This is a genomic window from Paraburkholderia sp. XV, from assembly GCF_020177535.1.
Classification (GTDB): Bacteria; Pseudomonadota; Gammaproteobacteria; order Burkholderiales; family Burkholderiaceae; genus Paraburkholderia; species Paraburkholderia caribensis.
In genome coordinates this window covers 24042-40887 of record NZ_JAGUUD010000016.1, presented here as the reverse complement: position 1 = coordinate 40887, position 16846 = coordinate 24042, and the positions used below count along the sequence as shown (strand labels likewise).

Below are 16846 nucleotides of genomic sequence, written 5' to 3'. Positions count from 1 at the left end.
CCCTGGACTCATAATCGTAGGTGCTTTGCACATGGTCGGTTCAACCGGACTCCCAACGTTGCTGCGCCAGCACGGGGTCACGATGATTCTCCAGCCGTGGTGACAAACCGGCCGGACACGCAAACCATGCGCGGACAGTTCGCGCGGCTGAAAACGCGCTACCCGGGCGAGATGAGGCGTTGCGGGAAGCGGTTCCGTCGGGGAATCATGCGTCGGTCCACGAGGCCGCCAGACACGAGGACGTGTGGCCGCGAGGTGCAGGCGTTTCCCAGTTGGGCCGAGGACGGTCTATTGTCAATGACGCCGCCTGCTGTTCCGTGCGCGTAGAGGGAAGAGTTGACCGGTACGGTAAGGCAGAATGCCCTGTCGGAACACAAGCTCGCGCTCCTCGCCATGGAGTGCCCGCCAGACGCGGATGCGTCGCCAGTTTCGGTCGCCGGATTTTCATATGACGGCCTTCGCACGACAGAACCTTCAGGGAATATAACGTTGCTCCCTGAGATCGGTCAGCATCTCGATATACATTTCCTCTGAATCGATGCAATCATGAAAGCCATGTTTGCGCGCCTTTATCGTGCTAGAAATGTTGTCAAAGGTCGTTTTGAAAATCATGTCGCCAAATTTCCACGACACGATTTGGTCGTACGGGTAGTCTCGAAGGTTGTGCTTCTTGACCAGCCTGTTCCACAGTTCTGCCTTGTCGGGCATCATCTGCTGTAACAGCATCGGGAACGGCTCACCGACCGACACATCGAAAAACTCCGCCAGACGCGGCCAGACGCGAGACCATCTGAAGTAGTCACCATTCGTGATGTTGTAAATCTCGCCTCGGCATGCATCGGTCTCGCCTGCCCAATCGACGGCGCTCGCGAGAATTCGAGTATCCGTAATCTGATAGAGCGCGTCGTAAGCGGCACGCGAGCCGGGAAAAGACATTGGAACGCCCAGGGCCTTCGCTAATGTTCCATAGACAGCAATCACCATCAGCAGATTCATGGGATTGCCCACGGCAATTCCTGCAACACCCTCGGGACGAAATGCAGTCCAGGACCATGATTTGCCGACTGAACGTTCCCGAAGAAAATCCTCCTGGTCGTAATAGAAGTTCGGTGGCATATGACGCGGGTCGCTCTCCTTCGCGGGCGACGGAAACGGGCCAATATGCACGCCGTATGCCTTGCCTCCCTGCATAAGGGTGACGTGCTGCAGGTTCGGAGCGTGCTTCTCCATGACCTCAACCATGTTCTTCAACATCCGCAGATTCACCTCGACCAGTTCCGCAGGCGTCGGCTTCTCCTGGTAGGCTGCGAACACGAGATGCGTCGCTTCGGGTACTTGTGCAAGTAGCGCCTCGCACGACTCTCTGTCAAGCAAGTCGACCGCCAAATGCCTGGCACGCGTCGGGAAATCAGGTGCGCGTCGGGAAACGGCTACCAGATCGACGCCCTTGGTTTCATAGTGCACGAGTACTCCGCGTCCGATAACGCCGACCGCGCCGGCTACGACTACCGTTTTCATGTTCGTCCGCTCTCCAGAGATTCGTGACGAGAATATTCAGCCAATCGCGACTTCGGCATCTGCTACTCGGCGGTGCCCGCTTCACCCTGCGTACCGCCCCTTTCGAGGATCCCATACGCAGCCGGGAGTCGCGCCGCGCGAGAGTATCGAGGCTCGCACCCTGGCCTCCCTTGGTTAGGTTTTGCCCACCTTGAACGGGCAGTGCCGATGCGCCGCGCGTGGACGTGACCGGATAGAAAGCGCCCGTCGTCGCTTTCCAGCACGATGCCGGCTCACGTTGACATGACGAAGTCAGGCAGAACGAACTCACCGAGCTCCTCGATGACCTCCCCTGCGGGGCGTTGACCTAATTTCAGATTGACGATCACATGGTTAACGCCGACCTCCTCCTGCAAGCTGTGCAGCAGCGCGATCAGGTGATATCGCCCCAGTTGATAGCCAAGGTGGATCGGCCGCGGTGGTATCTGCGGGTTATCTGTCAGGTCAATGTATAGAGACTGGGTGAAGGGTTTGAACTGTTCACCACATTCGGCACGAACCGCCGTGCGCCAGCGCTCGACAATCATCTGCTGAGCGTTCGGTACACGCGGATAGGTGATCCAGCCATGGCTGCTGCGGGCGATCCACTCCAGCGTCTGGCGGCTATGGCCGGTGACGAAGAAAGGAATCTCCGCCGTGGTTGGCTTGGGAATCAGATCTGCACCCTCAAGCCTGCCGCCGGACCAGGCCAAAGGCACGAAACTGGTGAGCTGAACCGCGCGAAATACCTCGAGGTATTCGCGGAACAGGCTGCCGCGTTGCTCCGGGTCGACACCGAATGCTGGAAACTCTACTGGACGGTCACCGGAAGCCACGCCGAGTAGCAGGCGGCCACCACTGAGCTGATCGACACTGGTCGCCGCTTTGGCGGTGTGTAGGGGATTGCGGATTGGCAGGATGACCGACGCCGTACCCAGCGCGATCGAGCGAGTGTGTGCCGCCATAAAACCCAGGTAGACCCAGGTATCGAAGACCTGGCCCGAATCACCGAAGCTGGGGTCGCGTAATGGCACGTCGCGAAACCAGAGGGCAGAGAAACCCAGCTTTTCGGCACGTTGGGCCAGGCTCACCTGGTCGAGCATACTCGGCGTATCGCCCGTGAAGGCTTCGAGCGGAAAGAAAAGACCCAGGCTCAGGCGGCCTTGGCGGTAGGTGCGCTGAAAGCCTGATTGTTGCTGATAGGGAATGGAACTCGGAGTAAACATGCTCTGGCCCACATATTTCAAAATATAGATTCATGAGGGGCCGAAAAAACGCCTGTGAGCAAGTATCTAATCAGCGCTTTCAAAGCCACCTGGAACGCACAGCCCGACGGCTAGCAGCAGGGCGGACTCCAAGATTTCCCTGCACTATGTAGTCGGCGTCGTGTTTGACCAACGCCAGCGCGTGTTTGCGATCAAAAGCGAGCACCAGCACTTTCCCGTGCGGGCAGTAGCGCCGCGTACTGGAGAAGGTTGTGATGCAAATAGATGATTTCGGCAATAAGCGAAACAGATAAGGATACCGTATTGAACAGTCAGGGTCGCATTCCAGCCGGTAGGGATTGATGGCATCTTTGAGGTACAAGCGGTCATGCGAAGTTGCCCCTTGCGAATACGATGCATCGACTCAACGCCCGTTCCTGCGGTGGCCCCGCTCCTGAAACGGTCGAAGCCAAGCATCGACGCGCCATGACCGTCCCGCAGGCATTGCGAAATCATTTCAACCCCAAGTCTAAGTGTAGGCTGGAGGGGGGCGGCGTTTCTTTCCAGTTCCTGCCAAAACATGTCGAAATTTTGCTTCGTCGCGCAATTACTGGATCGGTATTTCGACATAACTGCGCACGCGCCGGGAAGAAATGACAGCGGGCACACTGTACTGTCGACGGATGTGTGCGGGCACACGGCGTGGCTGGCGTAGAGACGTTGGTGACAGGTTCAATAGCAGAGCTGAGAACAAACGAGTGAGTCATCTGGATTGTTTCGCGATGAAAGACCAGCAGAGCGACGCGCTCTTTGGTGCAACGGGGCTACAAAACCCCTTCATTGGTAGTCGGGACGCTGCAAGGCGATCGGTCAAATTTCCAGGCTGTGACACGCTTAGAACGATGATCAGATAGCGAAGTTGGAGCGCAGAGCAACTAGCTGCGGCCAACTTGATCTAGCCGCCAAAGGCCTTCTCCACATTATCCGGATAGCTGAATCAATTATTCGCTAACCCTGTGTCATTTCCTGCGCTATAACATACTTGCAGAGGCGATCACTACATGCCGATGGAGATTCAACGTAGTTTAAGGCGCAAACATAAAGTTGCGACCGATGGTCGCGTCCTCTGCCGGGCGTTTGTCATGGCGGGGGGCGCTTTCGCAAGAGACGCCTCAAGCGCCTCGACGCGCCTGACAGCAAAGCGCGGCAGCTCAAGCTAAGTGATGCTACGTTTTCTTTGGATGGGGTTAAAGCGTGAACCAAGTCGGAAAGCAGCGGATGTCCGTCTTGAGCGGGAACGAAATTCTTGGTCCGGCTTACCGTATGCGGTGCCATTCTTTCGGGGTCTGGAAAATTCTGACAGCCGATGTGCCTCGACACGCGACAGGCTCGCCCGACTACAAGAGCAAGCGGAAATGGCGTCATAGCGACCGCTTGTTCGCTCGGGAAGCTCGAGTTCGAAATAGTTGCTGGCGATAGACGCGGGGTATGAAGTAGATCTTGGCTGCGCTCAAGGGCCAATCTCTTTTCGCGTCGATCAGGCTTTCTCGGCGCGGCTCACTTGAAGCGACGGTTCAGTCGTCCGTTCTCTCGTGGGGACTTGTTCCCCAGCTAAACCGGTGTCGCTGACGCGACCCGTTGACTACGAAGAGGTGATGAAATGAGAGTGCAACCGTCCGCAGTCGTTGCGATATTTCTGCTCGCGGCGGCTGGTGCCGCCGACGCTCAAGGAATGCAGCCGTCGGGCACTGTTGACCAGTCATCCGGGCAGCAGCCGACGAATGCAACCCAGTCGGCGAGACCGAAGGACCGCGACAATATCTGGGACTACGGCGCCCAGCCCGGCGGACGGAATGGTTATGGCAAAACCCGGGGAGGTCAACCGTGCGTGATCGGACTGTCGTGCGATATTTATCAGGGAAGCTAAGCTAGCTTCGCTAGGGGTAGGTTATTTCCTCGAAAGGGATTCCGCATCACTGCGCCTTCTCCACCCGCCGCAGCAGCACGAGCGATATCAGCACGATGACGATCGTGATCACGGCAAACATGATCGTCGCGCGCGCGATGCCGAGGCTCTGCACCGCGACGCCGATGCCGATCACCGGTAGGGATATCGCCACGTAGAGCACCACGAAAAAGGCCGATGTCACTTCGGCCTTGCGCTCGGCCGGGCTGCGAATCGACAACTCACTCAATGACGCCCGGAAGCTGATTCCTTGCCCGATTCCACACAGCATTGTTCCGATCACGAACGCAGTGGTCGAGCGCAGCCACGCGCACACGCCTAGACACACCAAACCGACCACGAGCGCCGCGCAACCGACACGCGGGCGCCATTTCCTCGCGATGCGCTTCTCGACCGCCTGCCCGATCGCCGAGCAGAGGAAGATCAGAAACACAGCGAGCCCGATCAGCAAGCTGCTGCCGTAGCCGAGCACATTGCGCATCAGTTGCGGCGACACAGCGGTGAAGAAGCCGACGACGACGAATCCCGCAAAACCCGACAAGGCCGCGGGAAGGAACGCGGCACGCACCTCACGCGGCAGCGCGAGGCGCTGCATCCGCAGCTTCGGATGCTCGGCAACGCGCACGGTCTCCGGCGCGCTGCGCAGCAACAGCACGGCGATTAGCAACAAGGCGATGTGCACGACGTAGGAAAGACGCATCGGCCAAGGCGCGAATTCGACGAGCGCGCCGCTCAGCACGGGTCCGAGGCCGAGTCCCAACATGTTCGATGACGTCGCAGCGAGCATCGCTTTCGCACGCGATTCGGGCGGACTGGATTCAATGACTGCAACAGTCGCCGTGCCGGTAAAGATACCCGCCGAGATGCCTGAGATGAGGCGTCCGAGCAGGAGCATGGCGAGGCAGTCGGCAAAAAGAAACGTCAAGGCGGAGACAGCGGATGCCGCGAGACCCGTCATCAGCATGCGCTTGCGACCGAGCAGATCGGACCAGTTTCCCATCGTCAGCAACGCGCCGAGCACGCCGACCGCATAAGACGCGAAGATCACCGTGATGGTCGCCGGACTAAAGCCGAAGGCCGTCTGGTAATCATGGTAGATCGCCGTGGGCAGCGTCGTGCCTGCCATGTTGATCATGAACACCAGCGCAACTGCGAGATAAGCCTGCATGCGAAGTCGACACGAATTAGAGAAAGATGTACATCTATCAGCACACTATGTGCACGGATTTTCGCATGCTGCCGGATCATTCGTCGCGCTTAGGTGCTGGATCGGCGACGGCCAGCAGGCGCTCGTATCGGCAATCAGGTCTTGGTCCAAAGAAGTTGCGGAGTTCGTTATCGGACTCATGTCATCAAGCGTCGTCGATCTTGATCGCCGCCGGCCCAAGAGCTGCACGACAAGCCGATCCGAGCGCTATCTACTATAAGTGACGGACACGATCCTGTTCTTGAATATTCGCAGTCCGTTCCCCGTTTAAGGGTGGTGCTTTGTGAAGCCAGGGTCGAGCAACCTCGAACGCAGCGGCCGCGCGGAAAATGTCAGTCTCGCAGCCGGTTTTGGCGACCATTTGCAGGCCTACGGGGAGTCCGCTGGTTGTAAAGCCGACTGGGATCGACGCGGCGGGCTGACCGGTCAGGTTGAACGGGTAGGTATAGCACTGCCAGGTGCAAAGGTTTCTTCCCTGCGCTTGCCCGGGAATCTCGATGCCAATATCACATGCCGGTATTGGAACAGTAGGCGACAGCAGAAGGTCGAAAGGTTCAAATATGGTCCGCACCCTCTCGCGGAATTGGTAGCGTTCGAAAACACGACCGTAATACTGCAACAGGCTTTGCTCGAGGGCATTGTCTAGTACTCCGGCTACCGCCCGGTCCAGTAGTTCCCGGGACTCAAGAAGTACGTGTCTCAAACTGGTGCCGACTCCAGCATAGAACTCAGCCGTCCATATGTCGGCCGGGTCATCTCCAATTCCATTCTCTAGAACGACGACTTCACAACCCATATCCTCGAACGTGCGGAGTGCAGTTTCGGCGATCTTCACGACCTCGGAGTCCGCCCTTGCGTATCCAAGAGTTGGACTCCACGCGATGCGCATGCCTTCGACGCCGTGTTCGCACGCGCCCAGGAAATCTGGAACGGGGCCTTGCTGCGAGAACGGATCGCGTCGGTCTCCACCGGCAATGACTGACAGCAACAATGCTGCGTCCCGAACGCTCCTTGCGAGGGGGCCGACATGACCTAGTGTAGGTGTTGCTGAAACAGGAAACACAGGTACACGCGCAAATTGAGGCTTAATTCCGAAAACTCCGCAAAATGAGGCCGGGGCGCGAATTGAGCCGCCGCCGTCCGTGCCCAGGGCAAACGGAGTGACGCCGGCCGCGACGCTCGCTGCGGCGCCACAACTGGAGCCTCCGGGAGTCTTGGACAGATCCCATGGGTTTCGGGTAACGCCCGTGAGCGGCGAGTCCCCAACGGCTTTGCACCCGAACTCGCTGGTTGTTGTCTTGCCGACGATGCAGGCTCCAGCAGCTTTAATCCGCTCAACTGAAGGGGCGTCGCCGGCGGCGAGGTTGTCCGCCATTACCCTTGAACCAAAGGTTTGGCGAACGCCGCCGACAGCGATGAGATCTTTGACCGAGACGGGAAGCCCGTGCAGTGGCCCGAGTGACTCGCCTCTCATGACGGCCTGCTCAGCGCGTCGAGCGCTTTCGAAGGCAAGTTCCGGAGTCAACGTTGTGAAGCAGTTTAACTTCGGCTCAAGCGCGTCGATGCGCTCGTAGACGTCCTTCAATAACTCGACAGGCGAGATCTGTTTCCTCGCAATTGAATCGCGCATTTCGAGCGCGGTGGTGAAATCGGATGAGTACATTGTCAAAGATCTTCTTCTTAGATCATGATCACGCCGTCTTTTACGACGTCGCATTCATTCGCGATGCAGGATCTGAAACCTGCAATGATCCTCTCCCGTTCGAGGCGCTTTCCAATTACGACGAAGCGAGTCTCTGATAGGCCTCGAGGCCACGCCTCCGCGTAGGTAAGGGGGCTGAAGACGGTCTGAACGCCCTGTACGATGACGGGACGGTCCGCTCCAGAGAACTTGATCAATCCTTTGACGCGATAAAGATTCGTACCGTAGCTCTGCGTCAGCTCCGTCAAAAATGCGAGAAATTTTTCATAATCAACTGCCTCAGGCTCACGAAAACTTACAGACGACACGTCAGCATGAGGATGTAGCCGATCATGGTGGTCGTGATGTTCTCCAGAAGCGCACAAGGTACAGGACGCGTTCTCGGACGCGCTTTCCGATTCACTCTCCATGCCGATCCAGCTTGCGACTGCTTCTTCGCGTGTGCTTGGATCAAATAAACCGAGGTCCAGCAAGTCGGTGGCAGCCACGTCGCTGAAACTGGTGGTAGTCTTCGCTGCAATCGGATTCAGTGCTTGTACCAGTGAGATTGCCGAGTGATATTGCTCGTCATCGACCAAATCGCGCTTGTTGAATATGATCTTGTCTGCAAGTGCAATCTGCCGCTCTGCCTCCGGCGCGTTCTGCAACTGATCTTTCACGTGTCTCAGGTCGACCAGCGTGACGATAGCGTCCAGGCGGTAGGTAAGGCTCAGCGACATATCGCTGTAGAAAGCTTGCGCAAGCGGGAGAGGATTTGCGATCCCTGTGGTCTCTATAAGCACACGATCAAACTCGATCCTGGGCTCTGAAAGTCCCGCTTTTCGCATATATAGCTTGTACAGCGACTCGATGAGGTCATCCTTGCTGGAACAACAGATGCATCCGTTACTCAGTTCCAACATGTCTTCCGAGGCCCTGTTGATCAGATCGCCGTCGATACCGACTTCCCCAAACTCGTTCACGATGACCGCGATTTTTCCCGAGTCGGGGTTCGACAGAATGTGGTTCACCAAGGTTGATTTTCCTGCGCCGAGAAAACCTGTAAGAAGAGTGATGGGGATGCGTTGATCGTTGTCAGCGGAGGCGTTCATGGTATTGCCCTGCACGATTGCGTGGTTGTGCGGCAGGGAACCCGTATCAGATTCCCTTTTGCTTGCTCAGTACACCGGTTTGACAAGGATCAGTCGTTGAGGACGGCCCAGGCGCGGACAGGCGAGCCGCTTCCGTTTTGGATCTTGAGCGGCGGCCCGAAAAACATGAACTCACCTTTACCGACCAGTTCCTCGAGATTGACCAGCCACTCGTAATGAGTAATTCCCCGGTCGCGACATACGCGATGGCTCGGAAACAGGTTATGCGAAGGTTTGTCCGTGGACGGTCCCTCTACTCCGTGCAGCTTGGAGCCGCGATCCGCAAGCCAATGGGTTGCTTCAGCAGTCAGACCTGGGTTACTCCACACGACCTTCAGATCTGGATAGTGTCGCTTATGGAGACCGGTATTCATCAGCACAATGTGGCCGTCGATCTTCACGCCTGCCTTCTCTTCACCTTCCTCAAGATCTCTGACGTCGATGTCACCAAGGTCAGGGATGTGCATCATGTCCAGGCAGACCGCTTTGCCCATGAACATCGACAGCGGCATCTCGTCGACTGGCTGGCCTTTCGGGTTCGTGTGATAAAAGGCGTCAACGTGCGTTGCGATGTGATCCAAGGTGCTGATGAAGGTGGTCGCGAAAGTCATCGGGTCCTCTGGCACGCCCAAGCCCAATGAGAGTGACTTTTCGTGAGTAAGGTGAGGCGCAATGATGGGCCGCTGAAACAGCTTGTGTGCGGGCATGTTGTCCGCCAGGGTCAATGTCAGATCGACGATTCGTTGCGGCATGGTGAGTCTCCCTAATGTCTCTTTCCAGAAGTGAGCGGGGTGGTGGGCGCATGCGCTGCGCACCTTCTGTGCCGTAGATCCGCAATACGGACAACGGCTGAAGATGACCAACAGTTCTAGCGGCCATCGGTCATGGGTCAGCGCTCTGGAACCATCCTCAAGTCCCTGATTAATCAACGCTGTTCGTTCGATACAACCATAACCTCCCAAATTACCAAGAACAACGGGGCACCGCTAAAAATGAGTCCGCTTTGTGGACTATAAGCGTGTAGGATGATTGCTTTAATGGGAATGTAGCGACATGGATATTGATATCGGGAGCCAATCGTCAGCGATGAACAAAGGATCGGGAACACAAAGCATCGAACGCGCGGCTCGGATCTTGCGAGAGATCGCGTCATTCAGCGTGCACGGTTTGCGCTTATCGGACCTGGCCACTCAGTTGAAGCTGGAGCGTCCGACTATCCACCGAATCTTGAGCTGTTTGGTGAGGGAAGGGCTGGTCATGCAGCACCCACAAACGCGCCGGTATTTGCTCGGCCACGGCTTGTACGAACTCGGACTGACCGCTGCAACGCAGTTCAAGTTGCAGGCGATCTGCGAGCCGTCGTTGAAGCGGCTCGCCCAGTCGACCGGGGACATCGCGTTCTTGACCATTCGTAGCGACTCGGACGCCATTTCGATCGCGAGAGCCGAGGGCGGCGAGCCCGTGACTGTACCGGCCATACAGATCGGTGTGCATCGACCGCTGGGGGTGGGCGCAGGAAGTCTTGCGCTGCTGATGCTCCTCCCAGATGACGAGATTTCCCGAATTTGCCACGCAAACGCGAAGCGGCTCTTCACCTATGGCGGGTTGTCCGTGCCGTCATTGCTGAAGATCGTGAAGCACTCTCAGGACGTCGGGTACGCAACGCACGACAGTAGTCTTATTCCCGGTCTCAGCGGAGTGGGCACAGTCATCCGGGACAGTGCTGGTGCTCCGCTGGCCGCGCTTAGCGTTACTGCACTTGCTGGCAGTCTGTCGCAAGCGCGCCAGCAAGAACTGGTTTCACTTCTACGCACTGAGTCGCGCGAAATTCAGAACCTCGTGCACCAGGCTAACCTCGACATCTCGGACCTGCGCGGACGCGTCTAGCCGCGTGACTCGGCAGAGGCGACGCAGTCTCGTAATTGGCGGCGGAACATGGGACAAAACGCAGGCGCACGGTTGTTTGATCCCGGCGCCTGGCGTCAGATTGATTTGGCTTATTCGATTACTGTGTCATAGCGGCCAGCTTCCTGCGCCTTCACAAAGCTCGGTTCATGCACTGCCTCGCTCCACGTATGCTGTTCCGGATCAACGTGACGCGTCGCGAAGATCAGCAAACCGGAGAGGAAGCACGGAACTGCGCCGAAGAACAGACCTGCGTGGAGCCAGTCGCTTCCCGAACTGAGTGCCGCCGTGATACCAAGGCCAGCGAAAATTGCGCCAATCGGCCCCATCGCATGGACAATTGCGCTGCCGGTGCCGCGAATTGCGGTCGGATAGCTCTCGCCGATAAAGAACAATGCCGCGGCGTACGGGCCATTCAGGAAGAACAGGCCGAGGCTGTAGAGCCCGACCACGACGTAGAGGTCATGAGGACCATAGAGCATCCCCGCGAATGCGAAGCCGCCAAGCATCCATCCAAGCGCCAGAGTATTTCGCCGACCGATCTTGTCGCCAATGAAGCCGTGCGAAAGATAACCAAGGTAGCCGACCACGTTCGACAGGACGAGGATCAACAGTGAGTTCTCGAATGAAACGTTGTGGACTTGCGTCAAAACCGTCGTGCCGAGTACGCCGAAGACTTGAATGGCGGACCAGTTCAAGAGGAAGCCGCCGCCGAGAACCAGCGTGGGTCGGAGCGATTCGCCGCGAAAGGCCGCCCCAATTCCAGCCGAAGAATGTTGTTCGTAATCGATCCCGTGACGCGCTGCTATCTTGCGGGCAGCTTCTTCCTCGCCGGAGTCACGAAGATGCTTCACGTGCTTGTGCACCAGGAACTGGGGGCTCTCCTTCAAACGACGCGTCATGAAGAAAATGACGATTGCAGGGAACGTCGCAAAGACGAAGCATCCTTGCCAACCTACACGCGGCAACAGCAAAGCCGTGAGGCCTGCGGCGACGAGCGCGCCGATCGGCCAGCCACCCTGTACCAGGCTATAAATGAAGCCTTTGCGCTTGTTCAGTCGCGCGTCGTTGGCCGCAGTGTAAAGTTCGTTCAAATACGTGGCATTGACCGTCTCTTCTGCATACCCGAGACCAGAAAGCGAGCGGATCAAAATCAGGGGCCAGCGCCCGAGAGATCCGCCGACCACAGTGAGCCCGGAGCAGACCGCCGCGCCTGCGACGGTGAACAGGAGGCTGTTCTTGCGTCCTGCCTTGTCGAGAATCGGCCCAATTACAAACGCGATCAGAGCGGTTCCAGCCGCAACCAACGTTGCTATTTCGGCTTGCTCCGCGGCGTCCCACTTGTAATGAGCGCCAATCTCGGGAAGGAGCGTGCCAAACAGGATGAAGTCATAGACGGCGAACACCCACGCGAAGAACGCGACAATGGTGGCTCGCTTTACGTCACTCGGCAGTATCGGATCGACCCGAAAGTCAAAGGTCCTTTTTAACTTGGCCATTTAAAAATACTCCTTCGCCTTACGGCAAAAGTAAGTGTTTCTTCAGATGTAATTAGGATGGCGAAATAACTAGTTTAGTCACTTGCCTGGTCGGTCTGTGAGCCGTAGCTTGAGCGTGGATAACGTCTCAGCTACGGCCAGCCGTCAGATCATATAGTCGCCGCCGTTAGGATTGATCGTGGCGCCGAGGAAGTAGGATCCGGCGTCGGACGCAAGCAATACGGCAGCGGGTGCGATTTCGTCGACGGAAGCCGCTCGTCCGATCGGCAATTCCGCGAGCTTGGCGCGTCGAAACGTTTCGGGGAGGCTACGGAACAGTTCCGTGTCGACCGGTCCTGGACAGATCGCGTTAGCAGTGATTCCCTCGTCCGCCACCTCATACGCGAGCGAGCGTGTAAAGCCGATTACGCCGGCCTTCGCTGCAGCATAGTGGGCAAGTTCCTTCGCCCCTTTATGTGCGAGCTGAGAGCTGATATTGATAATTCGTCCGTGCTTGCGCGCGCGCATGCCAGGGAGGACAGCTCGCGAACACAGGAAGACACTGCGCAGATTAATCAGCATCATCCTGTCCCACATTTCCGTTGGCATATCGGCGACGAGCGATGCGGACTCGATTCCGGCGTTGTTGACCAGTATGTCGATACGGCCAAGCGCTGCGATAGCGGTATCGACCGCAGCGTTCACCTGCGATTCTTCGCCAACATCAGCAGAGATAGCAACGCCTCTTACCCCGAGGTCGCGGATACGGGCTGCCGTCTGCTCTGCGTCTTCTTTCCGGCGATCAAGTACCGCGACGTGTGCGCCTTCCTTCGCGAAGGCCAGGGCGATGGCTTGCCCAATTCCGCGCGCCGCGCCTGTGACCAAAGCAGTCTTACCGGCCAGGCTCCCCATGATTTCCTCCAAACGTGATGATGAGCGGTTGAATTGGCTAATGGCTCTGGATGGCCAAGCCGCCATCGACCATAATCGTCTGTCCTGTGAGATACCGGGCTTTATCCGACACCATGAACGTAATGACATCCGCCATGTCTTCCGGCTCACCGACACGGCCGAGCGGGATTGACGCCGACACAGCCTGAAGGCCTGCCTCTCCTTTCGAATGCTGCTCGGACAGTGCCTGCGCAGTACGGATGAACCCAGGGGCGAGGCCATTGACGCGGATCCCGTGGCGTCCCAGCTCGACGGCGAGGCCGCGTACCAGACCCACTACGCCAGCTTTTGCCGCCGAGTAGTGTGCGTGTTCATCCCATCCGTAGGCGACGCCCATGATGGAAGATACAGCCACGATGCTTCCCGATTTCCTCTGCTTCATTCCCGGCAACGCTGCGCGAATGATGCGAAAGACGCCTTTCAGGTCGATATCCATCGTGAGATCCCACTTCTCGTCCGTCAATTCATCGAGAGGAACTCTATGGGCGATACCTGCGTTTGCGATCACCGAATCGATTGCACCATACTTCTTCTCAACGGTCGCGACGAGTCCGTTACAGGCATTGGTGTCGCGAACATCGAGCGGATAGAACTCGGCTTGTCCTCCGGCTTCCCGAATCTGCGCCGCGACCGTCTCTCCTTCTGCCTGTAGAACGTCAGTGACGATCACTCTATAGTCCAACGCGCCGAATGCCTTTGCAGTGGCTCGTCCGATCCCGATTCCGGCACCGGTGACCACAACCACTTTTTGGGTCCGACTACTGGTCATACTCATTGGGGAATCCTCATTAGATTGCGTCTTGGTAGGTCGATTTTCTAACCGCTACTTCGGAGTTGGGCGGAGGTAGGTAGCGGAGTGTCCGCCTTGGTCAGTCATGTTCGTACGTGAAGTCAACTATAGAGTCACCACATTTGTTTTCAAGCGTGTCAAAAACAAAGAATTCCGTATTGTGGACTACGGTATATGCCACGGCGCCCGTCTCGCCTTATTTGGATAAGTCGTTGTTATTTATAAGGTGGGTGCTTCGTGTGGATGTGTGAGGCATGATTCGATCCGTCGTCGTTCCCGCCGGGTAACGAACGGAATTTCCACGATATGGAGCAGTATCACCGAGCAGCGTGGCCGTTTATTGGGTTATCCATGTTCAATGGTGACTTCAGCGCTTGCCAGTGGTTTTGAATTTGCGTCGAGAGTTTCATTTTCGATGCGGCGAGATATGTTGCCCAGGCGCAGCGTAAGGCCTTTCTTTTCCCCGAGGCCGTTCACTGGGTGTTCTTTCTTGGGCAGGCGTTAGACGGATTGCATGGACAAGCATAAGCATGGCGAAGACGACGAAATGCACACCTTCCGCGGCACCGGGTTTGATCGCAGCACATGTCGAAAGAAGCGCCTGGCCGCGGTCTTGTCGCGCCGCTTCGATGGCAGGGAGCCGGTGAGCGCGGTAAAGCAATTTCGTCTTGTTCATTGCTTCACTCCACCGCCGCCTGTCGACCAACCTGACACAGCGTAATGCTGCTGTACTTTCGCAACTGAAAGCCGCGCAGCAGGAGCGCAGAGATCCGACACGTCTTCGCAGGAATGAGAAAGAAGTGCGACCGGCAAGAGCCTAGTCTGGTTGTTATCGTCATCGCGTCAACGGCCTTGCTGCGCGGTAGGCCGGCTCGCGCGCGGCGCGGAGCATGAATTCAACCGTAATTCCGCGGAAGGGTCTCCACATATTTTCCAGAGAAATCGAGCAAATCGATGGGTTGCGTTTGAGTCCTTTCCGCATGAAACGAGATCGATATGACTATGAGTCATCCATCTGACGTTCGTCTGTTCGAGCTGGCGCTGTTGCGCCTTTTGTGCCCCGACGCACGGCCTGCGACGCCTGCCGTCGAAACATCGTTCAAACAGAAGTTCCGCCGCCGTAATTCGCGGCGTGAACGCAGTGTCGACTGGGTCGAATGGCTGCCGCGACCGTCGCAAATTGTCGTTCAGGAGGTGTTGAGCGGTCACACCTTGAGCGTGTGCTGGAGCGATTCACAGACAGGGCATTACGTTGACCAGATCTGGCGGCTGGGACTGGCACGTGTCGAGGGCGCTTGCGCGCTTTCCGGCCGTCCGATCGCCTTTGGCGACCGGGTATTCCGCCCTCGACGTACCGCGACCTGTGTGCCCGGTAACTGGAACCGAATGATCCTCGCATCAGCCGTTTTCGATGGATTCGACCGTTGCTGCAGCCAGGATTGCGAGACCGGGACCCTCACGTAGCAGCATCGACCGGTGGCGGGAAAATCGGCCCGGCGCGCCCGATCGTAGACGGATGCCTATGGGGTGCTGGGCGTGGCCCGCGTGCGCGCGTGAGTCCATTCACAAACCGACGAGGAGCAGCGATGAGAATCCAGCAAGCCTGCGTTGGAGGAAAGAAGGTGCATCGTGTGGACTAGCCCCATTCTCAAGCGGATTCTTATCGGTGTGGCGGCTGTTCTGCTCATCGGAGTCATCGGCGCATTTTATTTTGCCTGGCGACCAACGATTGCGCCGATTTCGCCGCCCGTCCCATCCGCCTTTGCACGTGAACTTGTCATGCGCGGCGAAGTGCTGGCCGCAGCTGGTTTTTGCGCGGAGTGTCACACGGCGAAGGGCGGCCGGCCCTTCGCTGGCGGCTATGCGATGCGGACAGGATTTGGCACCGTCTATTCGACGAACATCACCCCCGATCCGGAGACGGGAATCGGTACATGGTCCGAGGAGGCCTTTCGCCGGGCCATGCAAGAAGGGGTGGCGCGCGACGGATCGCATCTGTTTCCCGCATTTCCGTATGACCATTTCACCAGGATGTCGGATGCCGACATTTCGGCGCTCTACGCCTATTTCATGACTCGGGAGCCGGTCAACGCATCGGCGCACGAAAATACGTTGCCATTCCCGCTAGGCATCCGCGCCTTGCAGGCTGGGTGGAAATTGCTGTTTTTCCGACCAGGCCGGTTCGAGACGCAGCCGGCGCGTGGGCCGCAATGGAATCGGGGCGCCTACCTCGCCGAAGGCATCAGTCATTGCAGCGCCTGTCACACGCCGCGCAACGGCCTGGGCGCCGAAGAGCGCGGACATGCCTATTCGGGTGCCGCGGTTGACAACTGGCTGGCTCCGCCACTGACAAAGGCCAACCCTTCACCCGTACCGTGGACGCAGAAGGAGCTCTTTGCCTATTTGCGCACCGGCATCAGCCGCTTTCACGGCACAGTGATGGGTCCGATGTCACCCGTCGTTCACAAGGGTCTCGCCAAACTGCCTGATTCCGACATCGAGGCGCTCGCTGTCTATTTTGCCGATATCAATGATGCCGCTGGGCGCGGCTCAGAAGTCCAGCCCGCGATCCAGCGAGCGCTTGTTGTTGACCGGGGCGGCCGTGGACAGCAATACGATCCCGCTGTGAGGCTCTATACGGCCGCCTGCGCATCCTGTCATTACAACGGCGGCAACGGCCCACATCCACTTCGCCCGGATCTCGCGATCGTCAGCGCGGTGAGCTTGTCAGATCCAACCAATCTGATCCAGGTCATCTTCTACGGAGTCGGCGCGCAGGAAGGCGCGCCTGGCGTTGTGATGCCGGGATTTATTCATGGATTCAGTGATGCAGACGTCGCGCGGATCGCTGCCTATCTTCGCGCGACGCACACCAACCTCGCACCTTGGCCCGATCTCGAGAAAAAAGTTGCCGCCATACGTGCGCAAGGCCGTGGGCAAGAGTGAGGCCGCGATGAAGTCCGGAGCATTGCAACC

12 protein-coding genes and 1 pseudogene are annotated in these 16846 nt (G+C 57.7%); 3 read left to right on the top strand and 10 right to left on the bottom strand.

Annotated features, from left to right (window positions below; translation table 11 throughout):
* Positions 1-474: 474 nt before the first annotated feature.
* The 6 genes from KFO72_RS11320 to KFO72_RS11295 all read right to left on the bottom strand — a co-directional run bounded on the left by KFO72_RS11320 (position 475) and on the right by KFO72_RS11295 (position 9498).
* Positions 475-1518 (bottom strand): SDR family oxidoreductase, encoded by a 1044-nt coding sequence (locus KFO72_RS11320; RefSeq protein ID WP_062918661.1) that lies wholly within the window; start codon positions 1516-1518, stop codon positions 475-477.
* 272 nt (positions 1519-1790) lie between these two features.
* Positions 1791-2762 carry an LLM class oxidoreductase gene (locus tag KFO72_RS11315; RefSeq protein WP_225032102.1) on the bottom strand — a complete coding sequence of 324 codons (972 nt, stop codon included), beginning with the start codon at positions 2760-2762 and terminating at the stop codon, positions 1791-1793.
* Positions 2763-4714: 1952 nt separating this feature from the next.
* On the bottom strand, positions 4715-5875 hold the full coding sequence (locus tag KFO72_RS11310) for an MFS transporter (RefSeq protein ID WP_225032101.1): 1161 nt from the start codon (positions 5873-5875) through the stop codon (positions 4715-4717).
* Positions 5876-6128: 253 nt separating this feature from the next.
* Positions 6129-7577, bottom strand: a complete 1449-nt coding sequence (locus tag KFO72_RS11305) for an amidase (RefSeq protein WP_225032100.1) — start codon at positions 7575-7577, stop codon at positions 6129-6131.
* Positions 7578-7594: 17 nt separating this feature from the next.
* Entirely contained in the window at positions 7595-8707 is a 1113-nt protein-coding gene (locus KFO72_RS11300) for a CobW family GTP-binding protein (protein ID WP_225032099.1), read from the bottom strand.
* Between the two features lie 89 nt (positions 8708-8796).
* A complete protein-coding gene (locus tag KFO72_RS11295) occupies positions 8797-9498 on the bottom strand; it encodes a cyclase family protein (RefSeq protein ID WP_225032098.1) in 702 nt (233 codons plus the stop codon).
* 301 nt (positions 9499-9799) lie between these two features.
* Between KFO72_RS11295 and KFO72_RS11290 the strand changes: the two genes are divergently transcribed.
* Positions 9800-10633: an IclR family transcriptional regulator gene (locus tag KFO72_RS11290; RefSeq protein WP_225032097.1), complete on the top strand. Its 834-nt coding sequence runs from the start codon at positions 9800-9802 to the stop codon at positions 10631-10633.
* 110 nt (positions 10634-10743) lie between these two features.
* Here the strand turns inward: KFO72_RS11290 and KFO72_RS11285 are convergent, their stop codons facing one another.
* The 4 genes and pseudogenes from KFO72_RS11285 to KFO72_RS42495 all read right to left on the bottom strand — a co-directional run.
* On the bottom strand, positions 10744-12150 hold the full coding sequence (locus KFO72_RS11285; RefSeq protein WP_054931175.1) for an MFS transporter: 1407 nt from the start codon (positions 12148-12150) through the stop codon (positions 10744-10746).
* Between the two features lie 144 nt (positions 12151-12294).
* Positions 12295-13041, bottom strand: coding sequence for an SDR family NAD(P)-dependent oxidoreductase (locus tag KFO72_RS11280; RefSeq protein ID WP_225032096.1), 747 nt, complete (start codon positions 13039-13041; stop codon positions 12295-12297).
* Between the two features lie 37 nt (positions 13042-13078).
* A complete protein-coding gene (locus KFO72_RS11275) occupies positions 13079-13855 on the bottom strand; it encodes an SDR family NAD(P)-dependent oxidoreductase (RefSeq protein ID WP_054931174.1) in 777 nt (258 codons plus the stop codon).
* Between the two features lie 567 nt (positions 13856-14422).
* Positions 14423-14506: pseudogene (locus KFO72_RS42495) on the bottom strand (IS6 family transposase); the annotation flags it as partial.
* A 360-nt stretch (positions 14507-14866) separates the two neighbouring features.
* Here KFO72_RS42495 and KFO72_RS11265 point away from each other — a divergent pair.
* The gene (locus KFO72_RS11265) at positions 14867-15334 is read left to right on the top strand and encodes a DUF3331 domain-containing protein (RefSeq protein WP_225032094.1); all 468 of its coding nucleotides are present in this window, start codon (positions 14867-14869) and stop codon (positions 15332-15334) included.
* Between the two features lie 165 nt (positions 15335-15499).
* Positions 15500-16816 carry a c-type cytochrome gene (locus KFO72_RS11260; protein WP_225032093.1) on the top strand — a complete coding sequence of 439 codons (1317 nt, stop codon included), beginning with the start codon at positions 15500-15502 and terminating at the stop codon, positions 16814-16816.
* Positions 16817-16846: the final 30 nt, after the last annotated feature.

What these genes read in the sequence shown, in the direction of transcription:
- KFO72_RS11320 (WP_062918661.1), bottom strand. Translation starts at nt 1,518, where the DNA reads ATGAAAACGGTAGTCGTAGCCGGCGCGGTCGGCGTTATCGGACGCGGA.
- KFO72_RS11315 (WP_225032102.1), bottom strand. Translation starts at nt 2,762, where the DNA reads ATGTTTACTCCGAGTTCCATTCCCTATCAGCAACAATCAGGCTTTCAG.
- KFO72_RS11310 (WP_225032101.1), bottom strand. Translation starts at nt 5,875, where the DNA reads ATGCAGGCTTATCTCGCAGTTGCGCTGGTGTTCATGATCAACATGGCA.
- KFO72_RS11305 (WP_225032100.1), bottom strand. Translation starts at nt 7,577, where the DNA reads ATGTACTCATCCGATTTCACCACCGCGCTCGAAATGCGCGATTCAATT.
- KFO72_RS11300 (WP_225032099.1), bottom strand. Translation starts at nt 8,707, where the DNA reads ATGAACGCCTCCGCTGACAACGATCAACGCATCCCCATCACTCTTCTT.
- KFO72_RS11295 (WP_225032098.1), bottom strand. Translation starts at nt 9,498, where the DNA reads ATGCCGCAACGAATCGTCGATCTGACATTGACCCTGGCGGACAACATG.
- KFO72_RS11290 (WP_225032097.1), top strand. Translation starts at nt 9,800, where the DNA reads ATGGATATTGATATCGGGAGCCAATCGTCAGCGATGAACAAAGGATCG.
- KFO72_RS11285 (WP_054931175.1), bottom strand. Translation starts at nt 12,150, where the DNA reads ATGGCCAAGTTAAAAAGGACCTTTGACTTTCGGGTCGATCCGATACTG.
- KFO72_RS11280 (WP_225032096.1), bottom strand. Translation starts at nt 13,041, where the DNA reads ATGGGGAGCCTGGCCGGTAAGACTGCTTTGGTCACAGGCGCGGCGCGC.
- KFO72_RS11275 (WP_054931174.1), bottom strand. Translation starts at nt 13,855, where the DNA reads ATGAGTATGACCAGTAGTCGGACCCAAAAAGTGGTTGTGGTCACCGGT.
- KFO72_RS11265 (WP_225032094.1), top strand. Translation starts at nt 14,867, where the DNA reads ATGACTATGAGTCATCCATCTGACGTTCGTCTGTTCGAGCTGGCGCTG.